16 protein-coding genes are annotated in these 19,274 nt (G+C 65.8%); 8 read left to right on the top strand and 8 right to left on the bottom strand.

Translation table 11 applies throughout. The annotated features are described in order from the left end of the window. Positions 1-24 precede the first annotated feature (24 nt). Entirely contained in the window at positions 25-2,850 is a 2,826-nt protein-coding gene (gene ppc / locus ACWEFV_RS04090; RefSeq protein ID WP_450069145.1) for a phosphoenolpyruvate carboxylase, read from the bottom strand. A 151-nt stretch (positions 2,851-3,001) separates the two neighbouring features. On the opposite strand from ppc, the gene ACWEFV_RS04085 reads away from it, so the two are divergent. The 8 genes from ACWEFV_RS04085 (at position 3,002) to deoC (ending at position 11,714) form a co-directional block, all read left to right on the top strand. Continuing rightward, entirely contained in the window at positions 3,002-3,625 is a 624-nt protein-coding gene (locus ACWEFV_RS04085; RefSeq protein ID WP_450069144.1) for a LysE family translocator, read from the top strand. Positions 3,626-3,796: 171 nt separating this feature from the next. After that, complete coding sequence (locus tag ACWEFV_RS04080; protein WP_450069143.1) at positions 3,797-4,780, top strand: substrate-binding domain-containing protein; 984 nt, start codon at positions 3,797-3,799, stop codon at positions 4,778-4,780. A gap of 48 nt (positions 4,781-4,828) precedes the next feature. Continuing rightward, positions 4,829-5,920 carry a galactitol-1-phosphate 5-dehydrogenase gene (locus tag ACWEFV_RS04075; protein ID WP_135454260.1) on the top strand — a complete coding sequence of 364 codons (1,092 nt, stop codon included), beginning with the start codon at positions 4,829-4,831 and terminating at the stop codon, positions 5,918-5,920. 3 nt (positions 5,921-5,923) lie between these two features. Next, a complete protein-coding gene (locus tag ACWEFV_RS04070) occupies positions 5,924-7,483 on the top strand; it encodes an FGGY-family carbohydrate kinase (protein WP_450069142.1) in 1,560 nt (519 codons plus the stop codon). Beyond that, on the top strand, positions 7,483-8,445 hold the full coding sequence (locus ACWEFV_RS04065) for a sugar-binding transcriptional regulator (protein WP_450069141.1): 963 nt from the start codon (positions 7,483-7,485) through the stop codon (positions 8,443-8,445). Before ACWEFV_RS04070 ends, ACWEFV_RS04065 begins: the two co-directional genes overlap by 1 nt. Further along, a complete protein-coding gene (locus tag ACWEFV_RS04060; RefSeq protein ID WP_450069140.1) occupies positions 8,435-9,982 on the top strand; it encodes a sugar ABC transporter ATP-binding protein in 1,548 nt (515 codons plus the stop codon). Before ACWEFV_RS04065 ends, ACWEFV_RS04060 begins: the two co-directional genes overlap by 11 nt. Continuing rightward, positions 9,975-10,982 carry an ABC transporter permease gene (locus tag ACWEFV_RS04055; RefSeq protein WP_450069139.1) on the top strand — a complete coding sequence of 336 codons (1,008 nt, stop codon included), beginning with the start codon at positions 9,975-9,977 and terminating at the stop codon, positions 10,980-10,982. The genes ACWEFV_RS04060 and ACWEFV_RS04055 overlap by 8 nt, the downstream gene beginning before the upstream one ends. Before the next feature lie 33 nt (positions 10,983-11,015). Further along, on the top strand, positions 11,016-11,714 hold the full coding sequence (gene deoC / locus ACWEFV_RS04050) for a deoxyribose-phosphate aldolase (protein ID WP_450069138.1): 699 nt from the start codon (positions 11,016-11,018) through the stop codon (positions 11,712-11,714). Positions 11,715-11,725: 11 nt separating this feature from the next. Here the strand turns inward: deoC and ACWEFV_RS04045 are convergent, their stop codons facing one another. From ACWEFV_RS04045 to ACWEFV_RS04015, 7 genes are all read right to left on the bottom strand, one after another. After that, positions 11,726-12,988, bottom strand: coding sequence for an HNH endonuclease signature motif containing protein (locus ACWEFV_RS04045; RefSeq protein WP_450069137.1), 1,263 nt, complete (start codon positions 12,986-12,988; stop codon positions 11,726-11,728). Positions 12,989-13,093: 105 nt separating this feature from the next. Continuing rightward, complete coding sequence (secG, locus tag ACWEFV_RS04040) at positions 13,094-13,327, bottom strand: preprotein translocase subunit SecG (RefSeq protein ID WP_059164073.1); 234 nt, start codon at positions 13,325-13,327, stop codon at positions 13,094-13,096. 45 nt (positions 13,328-13,372) lie between these two features. Next, positions 13,373-14,158: a triose-phosphate isomerase gene (tpiA, locus tag ACWEFV_RS04035; RefSeq protein ID WP_135454246.1), complete on the bottom strand. Its 786-nt coding sequence runs from the start codon at positions 14,156-14,158 to the stop codon at positions 13,373-13,375. Between the two features lie 3 nt (positions 14,159-14,161). Beyond that, positions 14,162-15,388 (bottom strand): phosphoglycerate kinase, encoded by a 1,227-nt coding sequence (locus ACWEFV_RS04030; protein ID WP_135454244.1) that lies wholly within the window; start codon positions 15,386-15,388, stop codon positions 14,162-14,164. A 5-nt stretch (positions 15,389-15,393) separates the two neighbouring features. Further along, a complete protein-coding gene (gene gap / locus ACWEFV_RS04025; RefSeq protein WP_135454242.1) occupies positions 15,394-16,416 on the bottom strand; it encodes a type I glyceraldehyde-3-phosphate dehydrogenase in 1,023 nt (340 codons plus the stop codon). 87 nt (positions 16,417-16,503) lie between these two features. Continuing rightward, complete coding sequence (locus tag ACWEFV_RS04020) at positions 16,504-17,496, bottom strand: phospholipase D-like domain-containing protein (protein WP_450069136.1); 993 nt, start codon at positions 17,494-17,496, stop codon at positions 16,504-16,506. Further along, complete coding sequence (locus ACWEFV_RS04015; protein ID WP_450069135.1) at positions 17,493-19,268, bottom strand: ABC transporter ATP-binding protein; 1,776 nt, start codon at positions 19,266-19,268, stop codon at positions 17,493-17,495. Before ACWEFV_RS04015 ends, ACWEFV_RS04020 begins: the two co-directional genes overlap by 4 nt. Positions 19,269-19,274 lie beyond the last annotated feature (6 nt).

The raw sequence follows: 19,274 nt of genomic DNA, 5'->3' as shown, positions 1-19,274 counted from the left end.
GCCACCGTTGCCGCAGCAACAAGTTCAGCCGCTGTTGCGCAACGCGGTCGCCAGACCGCTCATCGTGAGCAGGATTCCGCGCTGCACCAGTTCGTCGGTGTCCCCCGCGCGGAACCTGCGCAGCAGCTCGACCTGAAGATGATTCAGCGGTTCGAGGTACGGGAACCGGTTGAACACCGAGCGGGCCAACGCCGGGTTGTCGGCCAGCAGGTCGTCCTGACCGGTGATCAGTTTGTACATGGCGATGGTGCGATCATGTTCGGCGACGATCTTGTCGAATACCCGGGCCCGCAGTTCTGCGTCGTCGACCAACTCGGAATACCGTGCCGCCAGGCCCATATCCGACTTGGACAGCACCTGCGCCATGTTCGACAGCACGGTGCGGAAAAACGGCCAACGCTCGTAGAGGTCCTGCAGCACGGCGACTCGGGTCTCGTCGTCGCCGATCCATTGTTCGAACGCCGTGCCGGTGCCGTACCAGCCGGGCAGCATCACCCGGGACTGGCTCCAGGCCAGCACCCACGGGATGGCCCGCAGGTCGGCTATCGAGGTGGTCGGTTTGCGTGAGCTGGGGCGACTGCCGATGTTGAGCGCACCGATCTCGCTGACCGGTGTCGACGCCTTGAAGTACTCTACGAATCCCGGTGTCTCATGGACCAATTCGGCGTACGACCGCTGCGCCAGGGCGGCCAGTTCATCCAGCACCTGATACGCCGGCTCGGCTTTGTCACCCAACCCCTCGACGTCGAGCAAGGTGGATTCCAGCGTCGCGGCCAACAGTGTCTCCAAGTTGCGGTGCGCGATCCGCGGCTCCGCGTACTTCGCCGCGATCACCTCGCCCTGCTCGGTGATCCGCAACGACCCCTTCACCGCGCCGGGCGGCTGAGCCAGAATCGCGTCGTAGCTGGGTCCGCCACCACGGCCCACGGTGCCGCCCCGACCGTGGAACAGGCGCAACCGAATCCCGGTCTTGCGCGCGGCTTCGACGAGGTCCAACTCGGCGCGGTACAGGGCCCAGTTCGCCGCCAGGTAGCCGCCGTCCTTGTTGGAGTCCGAGTACCCCAGCATCACTTCCTGGTGCTGCCCGCGCGCGGAGACGATGCTGCGGTAGACCGGCAGCGCGAGCGCCTCCTGCAGGATGGAGGACCCCCGCTGGAGGTCGTCGATGGTTTCGAACAGCGGCACGATCCCGACCGGCGCGTACACGTCATCGCCATGGGCCGCGCCCGAGACGTCGAGCAGCCCTGCCTCTTTGAGCAAAATTGCGGCTTCGAGCAGATCGGACACCGACTGGCACATCGAGATGATGTAGTTGGGCACGGACTGCGGACCGAACACGCTGACCGCGCGCGCAGCGGCACCGACGATGTCGAGTTCTTTGCGAGCCAACTCGGACAGCTCGGCACCTTCCCCGATCAACGGTCGACGGGTCGAGATTTCCCCCGCGAGCAGTTCCACCCGCTGAGATTCGGGCAGCGAGGCGTAGTCGGGATGCACTCCGGCCCAGGCCAACAACTCGGCGACCACCTGCTCGTGCACCTCGGAGTTCTGCCTCATGTCCAGGCCGCACAGGTGAAAACCGAAGACCCGCACCGCTTCCCGCAGCCGAGCCAGCCGATCGTCGGCCAGCACCGCGCTGCCGTTGACACGCAGCGAGGCGTCCACCGCGTCAAGGTCGGCCAGGAACTCCTCCGGGGTGCGGTAGGGCTGGAGGCCGAGGTCGAGCTCGTGTTCGGGCTGCTCGTCGAGGATTTCGCGGCCGGTGGCGGTCAGGCGGGCATGGATCACCCGAAGTGCCCGTCGGTAGGGCTCGTCGGCGCGGGCCGGCTCGTGGCAGGCATTGGCCAGCGCTGTGAGCCGGTCGCTGACCGTGACCAGCCGCGCCGACATCGACAGCTCTTCTTCCAAAGCGGTGATCTCGGTGAAGTAATGCGCGAACGCCACGTGGGCGGCACGCCCGGTGGCCAGGCGCACCACACCCGCATCGACATTGGGATTGCCGTCCCGGTCTCCGCCGATCCAGCTCCCCGGCCGAAGGATCGGCTGCTCCAACAGGTGCGCCTCGGGCCAGCGGGCCTGCAACGCGGCCCGCACCTCGGCGTTGACCTGCGGGATGACCTCGAAGAACGCGGCCGGGTAGTACCGCAGGCCGGTTTCGATCTCGTCGGAGATCTTGAGTCTGGACAACCGGACGAGGGCGGTCTGCCACAGCGTGAGGATGTGGCGGCGCAACTCGATCTCGATGTCGCGGCCGTCGGCGGTACGGGTCTGTCCGTGCAGGCGCAGCCGCATCAATTCGGTGATCCGATGCTGGGTGTCGAACACGGTCCGTCGCCGGGTTTCGGTCGGGTGTGCAGTGATCACCGGTGCGACCAGTGCGCCGCTCAACGCATGGGCGACGGTGGCGGAATCAAGGCCGACGGACGAGATCGCCTGATCGAGCTTGCGATACGTCGCGGCCAGACTGCTGTCCTGCGGCGGCTCGCCGGCCGCCTCGTGCAGCGCCCGGCGGCGCTCCCGGTGGATGTCCTCGGCGACATTGGCCAGCAGGGCGAAGTGGGTGAACGCCCGGATGACCGGGATGGCCTGGCGTATGTCGATGCCGGTGAACAGATCGGCGAGTTCGGCCCGGTCGATTTCCGAGCGCCGAACGCGGAAGGATTCCACCCGGGCCCGCTCGACCAGGTCGAAGACGTCGGCACCGTTCTGTTCGCGCACGGTGTCACCGAGAATCGCACCGAGCAGCCGGATATCCTCGCGCATCGGCTCGGTGGCCTCGCGACCCACCGGGGTGCGCTGAACCGCACCGATCGGATCGAGCGCTGCGTCCAGGTGTCCACTCTCCGCCATGTGGTCAAGTATCGACGGCGCGGTTTGGCCCCGCATGCCAAGACGACCCCGGGCGCAATCACCCAGCAGTGGATGTCACGATCGCCCCCGGCGCCCGTAACGTCGTTGAAGCCGGGACCGATCCCGACGCACCGGCGTCTACCATGGCCCGGTGCTGGTCAGCCTCATCTCGTTCATCGGGGCGGCAGTCGTCGTGGTGCTGCTGCCCGGGCCGGACACTCTGGTGGTGGTGCGCAGTCTGGTGCGCGGCGGCATCCGGAGCGGGGTGCTGACGTCACTGGGTGTGCTGTGCGGTCTGGTGGTCTGGGTAGGCGCGGCCGCCATCGGACTGGCCGCACTGCTGCGGGCCAGCGAGATCGGCTACGAGGTACTCAAGGTCGCCGGCGCCTGCTACCTGGTGTGGATGGGTGTGCAGTCACTGCGCTCATTGCGGCAGACGGTGACCGAGATGACCGAGCCGGGACCCGAGCGAATTGGCTTGATGCGGTCCGGCTTCACGGCCGGGTTCCTCACCGACATCCTCAACCCCAAGGTCGGGGTGTTCTTCCTGAGCTTCCTGCCGGGATTCGTGCCGCACGGCTATCCGGTGGGCTGGGCCACGCTTGCGCTGGGCGGGATCTTCATCGTGCTGACCGCGTTCTACTGCGCCGGCCTGGTGGCCGCCTCCGGCACCATCGCGGGCTGGATGCAGACGCCGCGGATACGCCGGCGGCTGGACGCCCTAACCGGGCTGGTACTCGTCGGATTCGGAGTGCGTCTCGCGACGGAGGCGTGATCCGCGGCGCCGCGGGCCAGCGGTACCTGCTCTTCAGAAGTGCTCCCCACACTCGCTCGTGCTCATATGAGCAAAGTTATGCGCATATGTTGACGGGCTCACTTCTCCGTTCCTAACGTGATCGTCGTCATGCGCGGCACCAAGTACCGACGCGCACAGCTAGGAGGAACAGTGAGACTCGCAAAAGCCTCGGGAATCGCGCTCGCAGCCGCAATGGCCGTAGCGTTCTCCGCGTGTTCAGTACCGGGTGACAACGCCGCCCAGGGCACGAACGCCGTGGTCGACGGACCGGTCAAGATCGGCTTCAGCCAGGCAACCCAGCAGAGCCCCTTCTACGTCGCGCTCACAGATGCGGCCAAGGCCGAGGCTCAAGCGCAGGGCAACGAGTTCTTCTACGCCGATGCCAACGGCGATGTGACAAAGCAGAACAACGACGTCCAGGATCTGATCACCCGTGGGATCAACGTTCTAGTGATCAATCCGGTCGATCCGAAGGGCGTGACGCCTTCCCTGGCGGCTGCCAAGGCTGCGGGCATCAAGGTCGTCACCGTCGACCGGCCGGTCGAATCGGGCGCCGCGGCGTTTGTCGGCCGCGACAACAAAGCGATGGGCCAGCTCGTCGGCAAGGCAGCCGTTGACTCACTCGGGCCGGCCGGGGGCAAGATCATCCAGATTCAGGGCGACGCGGGTGGCGCGGTGGCGCGCGACCGCGGCGAAGGATTCAAGGCGGCGGTATCGGGCCAGCCCAACATCGCCATCGTCGATGGTCCGTATGCCGACTACACCAGGTCCAAAGCCGTCACCGCCATGCAGGACCTCCTGCAAGCCCATCCCGATCTCAAGGCCGTCTACGCCCAGAACGACGATATGGCGCTGGGCGCCCTGCAGGTGCTCACCGAGAACCACCGCACCGACGTCAAGGTTTTCGGCGTGGACGGCCTGATGGAGGCGGTGCACGCCATCGCAACCGGCGATCAATACATCGCCACCGCACTCAATGACCCCAATGCCGAAGGCCAGCGGGCCATCCAGACCGCGGTCAAGGCCGCCCGTGGAGAGTCGGTTCCCGAATTCGTCGATGCCGGAACGGGTCTGGTGAACAAGTCCAACGCGCAAGCGCTGGAAGGTGGAACAACTTTCGCCGCCGCCAAATAGCGCGTCGAGTTCCAGTCAGTCGTGACAACACACAAGGAGACAACGTCGATGACAATCGAGGCCCCCGCACCGACCAGTCGGTCAGTGTCACCGGCCCTGCCCGAGACGATGACCGCGGCGGTGATGTACGCGCCGGGCGACATCCGGGTCGAGCAGGCGCCGGTACCCAAACCCGGACCCGGTGAAGTGCTGCTCAAAGTGGCGGCCTGCGGAGTGTGCGGGTCCGACATCCCCAGGATGCTGCGCAACGGCGGATATGTCATGCCCATCATCTGCGGGCACGAGTTCTCCGGCTGGGTGGCCGAACTCGGCGAAGGCGTAGACGGATTCGGCGTCGGCGAACTGGTATCGGTCCCCCCACTGATCCCCTGCCGCAGCTGCGACTTCTGCGCCAAGGGCGCGTTCGGGCTCTGCGAGAACTACGACTACTTCGGCAGTAGATCCGATGGCGCCTACGCTCAGTACGTCGTCAGCCCGGTCGGAAACCTCCTGAAACTGCCCGCGGGCATCGATCCCCGCGCAGCCGCCATGCTGGACCCGGCCGCCATCGCGCTGCACGGACTGTGGAAGACCAACCTACGGGCCGGCCACCGCGTCCTCGTCATCGGCGCTGGGCCGATCGGGCTCTTCGCCGTTCAATGGGCAAAGCTGCACGGCGCCAGCCAGATCGTGGCGGTCGACCTCAGCGAGGAGAAGGCAGCCATGGCACGTGAAGCCGGCGCCACTCACGCGGTACAAGGCGTCGAGGAGGCCCGAGCCCTCGGTGGCCGGGGCTTCGACATCGTGCTCGAGTCCGCCGGTGTTCCCGCGACGGCCGATATGGCGGCGAATCTGACCGGCCCGCACGGACACGCGGTCTTCGTCGGCATCCCGCACGCACCCGTCACGCTGGACAAGGACACCTTCAACCGGTTCATGCGGCTGGAGACCAGCCTCCACGGCTCGTGGAACTCCTTCTCGGCGCCATTCCCCGGCGACGAGTGGCGCACCTCGGCTCGGATGCTGGCCGAAGGAAAACTCAAGTGGGAGTTCATGATCACCCACGAACTGCCGCTGTCGGCATTACCGGAGATGATGCAGCAACTGGGCGACCGCTCGGTCTTCTCCTCAAAAGTGCTGTTCCTGCCCAACAAGGACTGAATCATGGGAATCCTTCTGACGATCGATCTCGGCACCGAGGGCGCACGCATCGGCGCATTCACCGAGGACGGCACCCCACTGGGCACGGCGCACCGCCCCTACTCGACCCACCACCCCCGTCCGGGGTGGGCAGAGCAGGATCCGCGAGACTGGTGGGCCGCGATCACCGCCGCGACTCGTCAGCTGCTGGACAGTGAACCGTGCCGGGCGGCCGGCCAGGTCATCTCGATCGCCGCGTCGACCACCGCCTCAACGGTGGCGGTGGTCGACGCGGCGGGAACACCGCTCCGTCCGGCCATCCTGTGGATGGACGCCCGCGGCGCCGCGGAGTCGGAGCGGACCGCGCAACTGAGCGGGCAGTATCCGATCCTCGAGTGGTCCGGAGGATCCGACGCCTCGGAATGGCTACTGCCAAAGGCGATGTGGCTCAAAAAGCACGATCCGGATGCCTACCGGTCTGCCGCACGCATCGTGGAGGCCGTCGACTACCTGACCTTCCGACTCACCGGCCGATGGGTCGGTTCGCAGATGAACGCCGTCTGCAAGTACAACTACGACGCCCTCGCCGGGCGTTTCCCCGCCGAGCTCTATGCCGCGCTGGGAATGGAGGATCTGATCGCCAAACTGCCTGATGAGATCGTCGCCATAGGCGGTGTCGCGGGCACTCTCACCGACAGCGCCGCAGCCGATCTCGCCATCTCGGGCGCACCGGTCGTCGCCGTCGGCGGCATCGATGCGCACGTGTCCCTGCTGGCCTGCGGGGGCAAAACGGATGGACTGGTCTCCATCGTGTCCGGCACATCCTCGGCCATCGTCACCGAAGTGGACCGGCCGACCACCTCCAACGAGGTGTGGGGCCCGTATCCGAATGCGTTGACCCACAATAAGTGGCTGGTCGAGGGCGGCCAGGTGACCAGCGGTTCGGTACTCAAATGGACCGGGGAATCCATCATGGGGGTGCCCCGCGACGACCTGTCGGCATTGATCGACCAGGCCGCCACGGTCGACCCGGCAGCCCACGGTCTGCGGGCCCTCGACTACTTCATGGGCAACCGCACCCCGCACCGCGAGGCCCGGTTGCGCGGGGCCGTGGTCGGGCTGACGCTCGGCACCACGAAGGCCGAACTGTACCGGGCGATGGTCGAGGCGGTCGCCTGTGGCACCCGGAGCGTGATCGAGTCATTCGAACGTTCCGGGGTGCCCTGCGCGCGCCTGGTCTTCTCCGGCGGTATCGAGCGAAACTCGTTGTGGCAGAAGGTCACAATCGATGTGCTCGGACGGCCCGCCGAACTGGTGATCGGCGAGAACCTCACCCTCCGGGCCTGCGCGGTGATCGCGGCGACCGCCGCCGGGATCGTTCCCAGCTTGAGCGCGGGCTCGCAACTGTTCGCCCCCCGAGTACGACTGCTGGAACCCGATCCCAAGCGAATAGCGGTGTACGAGCAGACCTTTGGCGACTATCAGCGGTTGACCGCCGCGCTGCGCCCGTTCATGTGTGACACCGCTGACCGCGATTCCGACCCTACGGCGGGCGCCCGCGGACCCTTCCGGGTGGTGAGGTGATGAGTGCACCCGCCGACCGGAGCCACACCGACCTGCTGCTCTACGTGGCTCAGTGCTACTACGAGCAAGGCCGCACCCAGGAAGACATCGGGTCCGAACTCCACCTGACCCGATGGAAGGTGGGACGGCTGCTCGACGAGGCCCGTGGCGTCGGCCTCGTACAGATCAAGATCGTGCATCCACAGGCGCGCCGGACCGACCTCGAAGTGGAGATGCGTAGCCGATTCGGTCTTCGCGAATGCGTAGTCGTTCCTGGTCCGGACACCGCCGACACGGCAGGCGAGCACATCGCCACGGCCGCAGCCAATTACCTGAAGTCGAACTCCTGGTGGATCACGACCCTGGGAGTTTCTTGGGGCAACACCCTTCAGCAGATCGCGGCGGTGCTGCCCAACGGATGGACAGCCGGAATCGAGGTCATCCAGGTCAACGGTGGGGTGAGCCGGTCGGTACACCCCACGAAGGCCGCCAACATCGTCACCAGTATCGCCCACAGCGGCAACGGGCAGGCCACCCTGCTGCCGGTGCCGGCAATCGTCGAACGAATCGAAACCCGTGATGCGCTCTACGCCGAGGGGTTCGTCGAAGACGTCCTGTCGCGTGCCCGCAAGGCAGACGCCATCCTGTTCTCGCTGGGAGCGCTCGGACCAACATCGGTTCTGGTCGAGTCAGGCGCGATCACGCCTGCCGAACTCGCCCAACTCGAATCGGCCGGGGCCTGCGGGGACGTCCTGGCCCACTACATCACCGCGAGCGGCGAGATCGCCTATGCCGACATCGACAGGCGCACAGTGGGTCTCAGCCTCGACGACGTCAAGAAAGCGAACTGCGCCATTGCCGTGGCGGCGGGAACGCACAAAGTCCCCGTCGTCATCGGCGCCCTGACCAGTGGACTGTGTTCGGTCCTGATCACCGACGAAACCACGGCACAGTCCGTGCTGGAGCAGCGACATGACCACTAGCCACAACGCGGAAGCGACGCTGCCCGCCCGGATCGCCGGCACCGGGCAGGTGCCCGCACTGCGGATGCGGGACATCGTGAAAACGTTCCCGGGAACCAGGGCCTGCGATGGCGCGACGCTCGAGGTCGCCCGGGGTGAGGTGCACTGCCTGCTCGGCGAAAACGGCGCGGGCAAAAGCACTCTGATGAAGATTCTGTCGGGTTCCTACACCCCGGATTCCGGAACAATCGCCCTCGATGGCGAGGACGTCTCGTTCGGCTCCCCCATCGACGGTGTCCGGGCCGGGATCAACACCATCTACCAGGAACTGGATCTCATCCCGGATATGACCGTGGCGCAGAACCTCTTCCTGGGCCACGAGCCGCGGCGCGGCCCATTCATCTCACGCCGAGAACGCGATCGCCAGGCAGCCGAGGCGATCGCCCGAGTCGGCGGCCGGTTCGCACCCTCCGATGCAGTCGCCAAGCTGTCTGTCTCGGATCAGCAACTGACCGCGATCGCGAAGGCGCTCACCACTGATGCCCGCATCGTCATCATGGACGAACCCAGCGCCACGCTCACCGATCACGATCTGGCCGAAGTGTTCCGCGTCATCGGCGAACTCACCGCCGCAGGCAAATCGGTGATCTACATTTCGCACCGGCTCGACGAAGTGAAGGCCATCGGCGACCGTGCCACCGTCATGCGCGACGGGGCGACCGTCGGCGTGTTCGACATCGCCACAGTCAGCAAGGACGAATTGGTCGAGGCGATGATCGGTCGCGGCCTCGAATCCCGCGCGCCCAGGCCGTCCCGTCCAGCCGGCGAGAGAGCCGCGTTACTGGATGTTCGCCGCGCCGTCATCCCAGGAACGATCGACGTATCGGGCATCACCGTCGGCCGTGGCGAGATCGTCGGGCTGGCGGGGTTGGGTGGCGCAGGACGTTCCACGCTGCTGGCCACCCTGTTCGGCGACCGCCGGGCCGCACTCGACATGACATTGAGCGGCTCCCGGATCACCCAGTTGACGCCGCGGGGCGCCGTGCTGGCCGGCATCGGCCTGGTGCCCGAAGACCGCAAGAGCCAAGGGCTGTTCCTGGACCAATCGATCCTGCGCAATGCCGGCATCGCAGCGCTGGCACCATTCGGCATCAACCCAATGAAGACCGCCAGACGAATGGCCACACCGCCGCTTGCGCAGCTGGGCGTCAAGTTCTCGTCCATCGATCAGCCGGTCGGCCAGCTCTCCGGCGGCAATCAGCAGAAGGTGGTGCTGGCCAAGTGGATGGCCCGAGGGGTGGACCTGCTACTGCTCGATGAACCCACCCGCGGATTGGACATCGGGGCGAAAGCCGATCTGTTCGAACAGGTTCACGAGTTGGCCGAAGCCGGCGTCGGGGTGTTGTTGGCGTCCAGCGAGATGAGCGAGCTCACCGAGAACTGCGACCTCATCTGGGTCATGCACGAGGGCAAGAACATCGCTGCATATGACCCGAGAACCACCTCACCGGCGGACATCGCCCGCTGCGTCGTCACAGGAAGAAACGACATTGACTGACCAAATCCAACGGTCCGCTCCTCCGGCGCCGTCCAGCCCGGCGGTCACCACCCGGACACGCCGCCAGAACATCATCGTGCGGTTCAATCTGCTGTTCATCTTCGTCGCGCTGTTCGTCGTCGCGTCCCTCACCGCCCCACAATTCCTCTCTTCGCAGAACCTGGCGAACCTGCTGCAGCAGTCGAGCCTCACCGGCATCGTCGCAATCGGGATGACGGTGGTGATCCTCACCTCTGGCATCGACCTGTCGGTGGGAAGCGTTGCGGCACTGTCAGGAATGCTGGTGGCGATCCTCATCGGAATGGGAATTGCCTGGCCTGTCGCCATGCTGCTGGCCATCATGAGCGGGCTGGCGCTCGGCGGGATCATGGGCGGATTGAGCGCCTACCTGGCCCTCCCGGCGTTCATGGTGACTCTCGCCGGGATGCAGAGCATCCGCGGTCTGACCTTCCTGACCACCAACGGCACCCCCACAACCGCGGAGATTCCCATCGGCCTGCGGTTTCTGGGTGCCGGAAGCGTGGCCGGTATCCCGGTCGTCGGGCTGATCTTCGTGATCACCACCGTGGTCGTCGGCCTGGTTCTGCGCCGCACCACATTTGGCGAACACATCTATGCGGTCGGCAGCAACGCCAAAGCGGCAAGGCTGTCCGGACTACCGGTGCAGCGCATCACCACCGCGGCGTATGTGATCTGCGGCGGTCTGGCCGCGTTGACCGGCGTACTGCTCACCGCACGGCTCACCATCGGCCAGCCCACGGCCCACACCGGACTGGAACTGGATGCCATCGCGGCAGTGGTGCTCGGAGGAACCAGCCTGTTCGGCGGAAAGGGCGGCGTGATGGGCACATTCATCGCCGTGCTGCTGCTGTCTGTGCTGCGCAACCTGTTCAACCTGCTGGGGTTGAGCTCGTTCTTCCAGATGCTCGTGACCGGACTGATCCTGATCGCGGCGCTGATCATGAACTACGTGCTCGACCGGCAGACCAAGACCGCCTGAAATCCGGGCGACAACAGAAGGGATCCCAATCCGATGACGCTCGACACCCGACCGACCGGGACACAGGTCGCCGCAATGATCGACCACACCCTGCTCAAGCCCGAAGCGACCGCATCCGACGTCGAAGCGCTGGTCGCCGAGGCACTGGAGCTGGGTACCTACTCGGTGTGCGTGTCACCATCGATGCTGCCGGTCGACGTACCGTCCGGCGCCACGCTGAAAGTTGCTGCGGTGTGCGGCTTCCCCAGCGGAAAACACAGCTCGCAAACCAAGGCCGCCGAGGCGGCCGAGGCGGTGCAGCAGGGCGCCGACGAGATCGACATGGTGATCGACATCGGTGCGGCCAAGGACGGCGCCTTCGACCGCGTCGAAGCCGACATCGCAGCGGTGCGAGCCGCTGCGCCGGCACCAGCGGTGCTGAAAGTGATCATCGAATCAGCCGCGCTGACCGACGACGAGATCGTCGGAGTGTGCCGCGCCGCGGTGGCGGCACACGCCGACTTCGTCAAGACCTCGACCGGTTTCCATCCCACCGGCGGCGCGACCGTTCACGCGGTCGAGCTGATGTACCGAACCGTCCACGACGCCGGATTGGCGGTAAAGGCATCCGGTGGTGTGCGCACTCTCGAGCAGGCGCAGGCCATGATCGCCGCTGGGGCCACAAGACTTGGGGTGTCAGGCTCGCGGGCTCTGCTGGGTGCGGCCGAATCCGAAGGGGATTCCGGCTACTGAAAGGGGGCGACCTAGTTGGTCTGTGGCGGTGCCTGGGGTTGGAACGGTTCGTACCACCACCAATCGGCGCGCTCACCGGTCGGTCCGGGACACGGTGCGACCGCGGGAGGACGGTTCTTCGGCGGACGGGCCAGCGATCCTGGGTGAAGTTGTTGCTTGCCGGCACTGTCGATCACGACCGGGTGGCTGGCCGGTCCGATGATGGTGATGCCGCCCCGGTGGTGCAACCGGTGGTGGTAGGGGCACAGCAGCACCAGGTTGTCCAGTTCGGTGAGACCGCCGTCCTCCCAGTGTTGGAGGTGATGGGCGTGCAGACCGCGGGTGGCCCCGCAGCCGGGCACCACACAGCAGCGGTCGCGATGCTCGAGCGCGCGGCGCAGCCGGCGGCTGATCTGCCGGGTCGTGCGGCCCGCGCCGATCACCTGGCCGTGCCGTTCGAGCCAGAGTTCGTAGGTGGCCTCACACAGCAGGAACCGACGCTCGTCGTCGGTCAGTACCGGACCCATGTGCAGTGAGGCGACCGGTTTCTCGACGTCAAGATGTACGACCACGGTGGTGTGCTGACCGTGCGGGCGGCGAGCCACGTCGGCGTCCCAGCCGGCCTCGACCAGGCTCATGAACGCATCGACATTGTTCGGAAGCCGGGATGCGTGCTCAGGCACCGGGGCACCGTCGCCGTCACTGTTGTGGTCGCGTTTCCAGTCGGCTATCAACCCGTCGTAGTGAGACTGCAGGCCCGACTCGAATTTCGCTGCTTCCAGGCGCGGCAATCGGATTCGCCAGGTGGTGTAGCCGTCCCCCTCGGTCTTGGTGACCTCCCGTTGCGGTTCGGGCTTCGGATCCGGTTCAGGTCGTGGTTCGAGTTTGACCGCGGTGCGTAATTGCGTGACCGTGGCGCTGGCGGCCAGTTCGGCGTAGTGCTCATCGGATCCGTCGGCCGCGCGCTCGGCGATGATGCCGACCTGATCCAGTGACAGCCTGCCCTCGCGCATCCCTTGGGCGCAGCGGGGGAACTGATCGAGCCGACGCGCCACCGCCACGACAGTTTCGGCGTTGCGTGGTGCCGCGCCCGTCTTCCACGCCACCAGGGCCCCGATCGAGCGGGCGCCGGTGGCACCGCAAAGCTCGTCACGGTCCAGCTCGGCGACAATCTCCACGATCCGTCCATCGATGGCATTCCGTTGACCGGTCAACTCCGCCAGTTCGTCGAACAGCACCGCGAGACGTTCCCCAGGCAGCGCTTCGCCGGTCCCCAAGGTCGCGGTGTCGAACATATGATCGACTATGCCACGGGGGTACGACATCGATGCACCAAACAAAAACCGCCCCGGTGGAAACCGGGGCGGTTTTCTATGTCTCTACGGGGTGGCCGCGATACGTCAGCTGTATTTGATCAGCAGTGCGACGCCGATGATCGACACCAGCCAGATGCCGGTAACGAATAGCGTCAGCCGGTCGAGGTTCTTCTCGACCACAGTGGAGCCGGACAGGCTGGACTGGACACCGCCACCGAACAAGGTGGACAGACCGCCACCTTTGGCACGATGCAGCAGCACCAGGAGCACAACCAGCACGCTGGTCACGACCAGAGTGATCTGCAGAGCCAATTCCATGGTTGTAAGACTACCGGGTGCGGTATCCGGCCCAGGCCCCCGGGGTTACGGAAGCGGTCCGCCCGCGGCGATGGCCGACAGCGTCGCGAACTGCTCGCCGTCCAGCGAGGCACCACCGACCAGTGCACCATCAACGTCGCCCTGCGCCACGATCTCGCCGACGTTCTTGGCATTGACCGACCCGCCGTAGAGCACCCGCACTCCGGCGGCGAGCTGTGGCGAGGACAGGTTGCCCAACTCACCACGGATCGCCTTGCAGACCTCCTGCGCGTCAGCCGCGCTGGCCACCCGACCGGTGCCGATCGCCCACACCGGCTCGTAGGCGATAACCGCCTGGCCGATCTGCTCCTTGCTCAGACCGGCCAGGGAGCCGCGCAACGAGTTCACGTTGTACTCGACGTGGTTGCCCGCCTCACGCACCTCGAGTTGTTCGCCGATGCAGATGATCGGGGTGATGCCGTGCTTGAACGCCGCGGCGGCCTTGGCCGCCACGAGCTCATCGGTTTCGCCGTGGTAGGTGCGCCGCTCGGAGTGCCCCACCACCACGAAGCTGCATCCGAGCTTGGCCAGGAACGCCCCGCTGATCTCACCGGTGTAGGCACCCGAATCGTGCCGGGACACGTCCTGGGCGCCATAGGTGAGCCGCAACTTGTCCCCGTCGACCAGGGTCTGCACACTGCGCAGATCGGTGAACGGCGGAATGACCGTCACATCCACCTTGTCGAAGTACTTGTCCGGCAAGGCGAATGCGATCTTCTGCACAAGCGCGATGGCCTCGAAATGATTGAGGTTCATCTTCCAGTTGCCGGCGATGAGCGGCTTACGGGCCATGTTCTACGACTCCAGTACTTCGATGCCGGGCAGGGTCTTGCCCTCAAGGTATTCCAGCGACGCGCCGCCGCCGGTCGAGATGTGCGAGAAACCGTCCTCGGGCAGACCGAGCTGGCGCACCGCGGCGGCCGAGTCGCCGCCGCCGACGACGCTGAACGCACCCTTTTCCGTGGCACCGATGATCGCCTCGGCCACGCCCTTGGTGCCCGCCGCGAAGGCCGGGAATTCGAAGACACCCATCGGGCCGTTCCAGAACACCGTCTTGGCGTTGGACAGCAATGCGGTGAAGCGCTTGACCGACTCCGGGCCGATGTCCAGCCCCATCCTGCCCTCGGGGATGCGATCGGAGGCCACGGTCTCCGGCTCGGCGTCGGCGGCGAACTTGTCGGCCACCACGATGTCGACCGGAAGGTGGATCACGTCGGCGTAGGTGTCCAGCAGCCGCTTGCAGGTGTCGATCATCTCCTCCTGCAGCAGCGAGGTTCCGACCGAAACCCCTTGAGCAGCAAGGAACGTGAAGCACATACCGCCGCCGATGACAATGCTGTCGGCTTTGGTGGCCAGGTTCTCGATCACCGCGAGCTTGTCGGAGACCTTGGACCCGCCGAGCACCACGGCGTAGGGCCGTTCGGTCGAGTTGGTCAGTTGCTCGAGCACCTGGACCTCGGTGGCCACCAGCGTGCCCGCGTAATGCGGCAGCAGGGTGGCGACGTCGTAGACCGAAGCCTGCTTGCGGTGGACCACGCCGAAGCCGTCGGAGACGAAGGCGCCCGGCGAGCCGTCGGCACCCTCGACCAGCGCGGCCAGCGCCTCGGCCAACGCCAGCCGCTCGGCGTCATCCTTGCTGGTCTCCCGCGGGTCGAAGCGGATGTTCTCCAGCAGCAGGACGTCACCGTCGGTGAGTCCCTCGGCGCGGGCCAGCGCGTCGGTGCCGACCACGTCCCCGGCCAGCTGGACGTGGCGACCGAGCTTCTCCCCCAGCGCCGCGGCGACCGGGGCCAGTGAGAACTTGGGATCCGGGCCACCCTTCGGGCGGCCCAGGTGCGCGGTGACGACGACCTTGGCGCCGGCCTCGGCCAGCGCCGAGAGGGTGGGGACCGAGGCGATGATGCGACCCGGGTCGGTGATGTTGCCCTCGTCATCGAGGGGGACGTTGAGGTCGGAGCGGACCAGAACGCCGCGTCCTTCTACGCCCTCGGCCAACAGGTCAGCGAGTGTCTTAACAGTCATTGGTATTAGAGCGACTTCCCTACGAGTCCGACCAGATCGACGAGGCGGTTGGAATATCCCCACTCGTTGTCGTACCAGGAGACGACCTTGGCCTGGTTGTCGATGACCTTGGTCAGGCCCGAATCGAAGATCGAGCTGTGCGGGTCGGTGACGATGTCGCTGGACACGATCGGCGCGTCGTAGTACTTGAGGATGCCCTTCATCGGGCCCTCGGCGGCGGCCTTCATCGCAGCGTTGATCTCGTCGGCGGACCCCGGCTTGGCCAGCTCGGCGGTCAGGTCGGTGACCGAACCCGTGGGGATCGGCACCCGCAGGGCGTAGCCGTCCAGCTTGCCCTTGAGCTCGGGCAGCACCAGGCCGATGGCCTTGGCGGCACCGGTCGAGGTCGGCACGATGTTCAAGGCAGCAGCGCGGGCGCGACGCAGATCCTTGTGCGGGCCGTCCTGCAGATTCTGGTCCTGGGTGTAGGCGTGGATGGTCGTCATCAGGCCCTTGACGATGCCGAACTCGTCGTTGAGGACCTTGGCCAGCGGGCCGAGGCAGTTGGTGGTGCACGAGGCGTTGGAGATGATGTTCTGGCTGCCGTCGTACTTGTCGTCGTTGACGCCCAGCACGATGGTGATGTCCTCATCGCTGGCCGGCGCGGAGATGATGACCTTCTTGGCGCCGGCATCGAGGTGACCCTGCGCCTTGGCGCGGGCGGTGAAGATACCGGTGGACTCGACGACGACATCGACGCCCAGGTCACCCCAGGGCAACGCGGCCGGGCCTTCCTTCACTTCGAGCGCCTTGATCTTCTTGTCGCCGATGACGATGGTGTCTTCGCCCTCGAGGCTGACGTCTTGCGGCAGGCGACCAAGGATCGAGTCGAACTTGAGCAGGTGAGCCAGGGTGGCGTTGTCGGTGAGGTCGTTGACCGCCACGATCTCGATGTCAGTGTTCTGCCCCTCGGCCTGCTGCGTCGCCAGGGCCCGGTAGAAATTGCGCCCGATGCGGCCGAAGCCGTTAACGCCTACCCGGATAGTCACGTGATTCTCCCTACAGTTGCCGTTAACTGAACTGCCCGCAGCCAGCCTAGTGGGGATACGTCCCGGCCGTGCGGTCTGGTCAGTGCATCAGATGTCGCGCTCGTGCAGGGCGAGTTGATCGAGTTCGTGCGCATCCTGGCCGACCAAATCGGCGATCAACCCCTCGTCCGACAGGTCCATCGGCGCGGAGTGTTTCCAGTCGTGGTGGGCCACCTCGTTCAGCCGCTTGATGATGTGGTGATCGGTCACCTCGATGGCCAATTCGCGACGATGGTCGAAGCTGCCCGGGGAGAAGTTGATCGAGCCGACGATGGCCCGCTCGTGGTCGGCCAGAATCATCTTCGCGTGCAGCTTCATGTGCTTGAGCCGGTGGATCTTGATGCCGACGTCGTCGAGGATGCGCATCCCGCTGACGCCTTCGAGGAGCTTGCCCGACTTGAGGTGGTGGGCCGCGCGGGCCATCACGTGAACCTTGACCCCGCGATGCGCCGCACGGACCAGGCGCTCGATGATCACCGGATCCTGATAGCGCTCGTTCTGGACGAACAACGTGTGTTTGGCGCTGTCGATGAACTCGGCGATGCGATGCCGACCATTGGTAGGGCACCAGATGAGGTGTGCCCCACCGCCGGGATCGAACTCCTCGCGCGCCCAGTCGGCTTCGAAGCAATCGACGATCTCGGCGACTTCATACGCGCTGGGAGTCACGACGGCGTAATCGCGCGTCACCGTGAAGTTCTCCTCGGTCCAGTTCAACGACTCGACAAACGCGTGGTCGTCGTCGACCACCATCGACTTCTCGTGTGTCAGATCGAAGGCCGGGTTGCTGGCCCGGACCTCGATGCCGAACCGCTCCAACGTCTCCCGCGCGACGTCGTTGTCGGTTTCCCCGTCGCGCCGCTCGGGGTTGAGCATGACCTTGACGTCTACGCCGCGCCGGTGGGCGGCCACCACCGCGTCCAGCAGCGGCAGGTGGTTGAAGGCGAACATCTTGATCCGTACCGACCGAGTGGACGCACCGATCGCGTCGAGCACCGGCTGGGCCGAGTCGTCGGGCAGGATGATCAGCGAACGCGTCACGTTGTCTCGTCCTCAAATTGGATGCGGTGCAACTCGGCATATCTGCCGCCTGCGGTCAGGAGTTCGGTGTGTGATCCCTCTTCGACTACACGGCCCTCCTCGAGCACGACGATCTTGTCCGCATCGCGAATCGTGCTGAGGCGGTGGGCGATTGTGATCACCGTGCGTCCGTTCATCAGTCGCTGCAGCGCTGACATCACCAGATGCTCGGACTCCGCGTCCAAAGCGGCGGTCGGTTCGTCGAGGATGAGGATCGGGCTGTCCCGGATGAGGGCGCGGGCGATACCGATGCGCTGACGCTGACCGCCGGAGAGCGTCAGCCCGCGCTCCCCCACCGGGCTGTCATAGCCCTGTGGCATCGCGGAGATGAACTCGTGGGCGTTGGCCAGTTTGGCCATCTCGATGATCTCGTCGTGATCGGCGTCGGGCCGTCCGAAGGCGATGTTGTCGCGGATGGTGCCCCGGAACAGGACCGTGTCCTGCAGGACATAGGCGATCTGGCGGCGGAGTTCGTGAAGTTTGTAGTCGCGCAGGTCAACGCCGTCGATGCGGACGGCGCCCTGACTCGGGTCGTAGAACCGGGGAATCAGGCTGACCAGACTGGATTTTCCGCTTCCGGTGTGCCCGACGACACCCACCAGCTGGCCCGGCTTCACCTCGAAGGTGACATCCCGCAGCACGGGAGTCTCACTGTCGTAACTGAACGCCACCCGCTCGAAGCTGATCGCACCCTTGATCTTCTCCGGTTCGACGGCCTCGGGCTTCTCCTGAACTGACGTCTCGGCGGTCAGCAGCGCGTTGACCCGGTCCACCCCGACCGAGGCCATGGCGATGGTGTTGGTGAGCTTGGCCAGATCCTGCACGGGTTTGAAGAACGACGCGAGGTACGAGATGAACACGGTCAGCGTGCCCGCCGTCATCGCACCGGCGAGGATGAGCGCCGAACCGCGCCACAGCACCACCGCGGTGCAGGCGGCCACCACGACGGTGACGATCGGCGACACCACCGACTTCACCCGCCTGGCGTTGAGCGCGGCATCCACGGCCTGCTGACCGGCCACCTCCAGTTGACGCTCCTGCATCTCCTCGCGGTCGAACGCCTTGACCACACGGATCGACTGCAGACCTTCCTCGGCGACCGCGACGATGTCCGATTCCCGCTTGCGCACTTCGTGTGTCGCTGCCTTGACCGCCTTACGGATACGCGAGACGAACAACAGCAGCAGCGGCGCCACCGCCAGCGCGATGAGCGTGAAATCCCATTGCAGCCACAGCATCATGGCCAACATGCCGACGATGGTCAGCAGGTCGGTCGCGATACCCAGCGTGGAGGCCGACGCGAACCCCTGAATGGTGTCGACGTCATCGGTGAGCGTGCTCAGGATCGGCCCGACCCGGTGGGTGTCGAAATAGTTCAGCGACAACTGCTGAAGGTGATGGTAGGCGCGGGTGCGCAGATCGTTCCCGATGCGCTGACCGACCGTTTCGGTCAGGTAGTTGGCCACGTAGGACGCGATGGCTGCCACCACCGCGATGACGAACACCATGATCGCGGCCAGGCCGGCGATATGCATCTTGCCTTCGCCACCGAGCAGTGGCTGCAGCAGACCGTGCAACCATCCCGGCAGCGGGTGGTGGCCGACGACGCTGTCCAGCACCACCTTCAACGGCCAGGGCGCGGCCAGGCCCGTGGCGATCTGCACCAGCAGGACCGCGAAGATTCCGGCGACCAGCAACCGGTAGGGGCGGATCAGCTCAAGAATCAGTCTCATCGCGAC

Source organism: Mycobacterium sp. NPDC004974, assembly GCF_053600815.1.
This window is presented reverse-complemented; position numbering and strand designations above follow the sequence as displayed.

Bases quoted from the DNA above. Each gene is read 5' to 3' on its own strand.
- tpiA (WP_135454246.1), bottom strand. From the start codon at position 14,158: ATGGCCCGTAAGCCGCTCATCGCCGGCAACTGGAAGATGAACCTCAAT.
- ACWEFV_RS04060 (WP_450069140.1), top strand. From the start codon at position 8,435: ATGACCACTAGCCACAACGCGGAAGCGACGCTGCCCGCCCGGATCGCC.
- ACWEFV_RS04070 (WP_450069142.1), top strand. From the start codon at position 5,924: ATGGGAATCCTTCTGACGATCGATCTCGGCACCGAGGGCGCACGCATC.
- ACWEFV_RS04030 (WP_135454244.1), bottom strand. From the start codon at position 15,388: ATGACTGTTAAGACACTCGCTGACCTGTTGGCCGAGGGCGTAGAAGGA.
- ppc (WP_450069145.1), bottom strand. From the start codon at position 2,850: ATGGCGGAGAGTGGACACCTGGACGCAGCGCTCGATCCGATCGGTGCG.
- ACWEFV_RS04065 (WP_450069141.1), top strand. From the start codon at position 7,483: ATGAGTGCACCCGCCGACCGGAGCCACACCGACCTGCTGCTCTACGTG.
- ACWEFV_RS04045 (WP_450069137.1), bottom strand. From the start codon at position 12,988: ATGTTCGACACCGCGACCTTGGGGACCGGCGAAGCGCTGCCTGGGGAA.
- ACWEFV_RS04015 (WP_450069135.1), bottom strand. From the start codon at position 19,268: ATGAGACTGATTCTTGAGCTGATCCGCCCCTACCGGTTGCTGGTCGCC.
- deoC (WP_450069138.1), top strand. From the start codon at position 11,016: ATGACGCTCGACACCCGACCGACCGGGACACAGGTCGCCGCAATGATC.
- secG (WP_059164073.1), bottom strand. From the start codon at position 13,327: ATGGAATTGGCTCTGCAGATCACTCTGGTCGTGACCAGCGTGCTGGTT.
- ACWEFV_RS04075 (WP_135454260.1), top strand. From the start codon at position 4,829: ATGACAATCGAGGCCCCCGCACCGACCAGTCGGTCAGTGTCACCGGCC.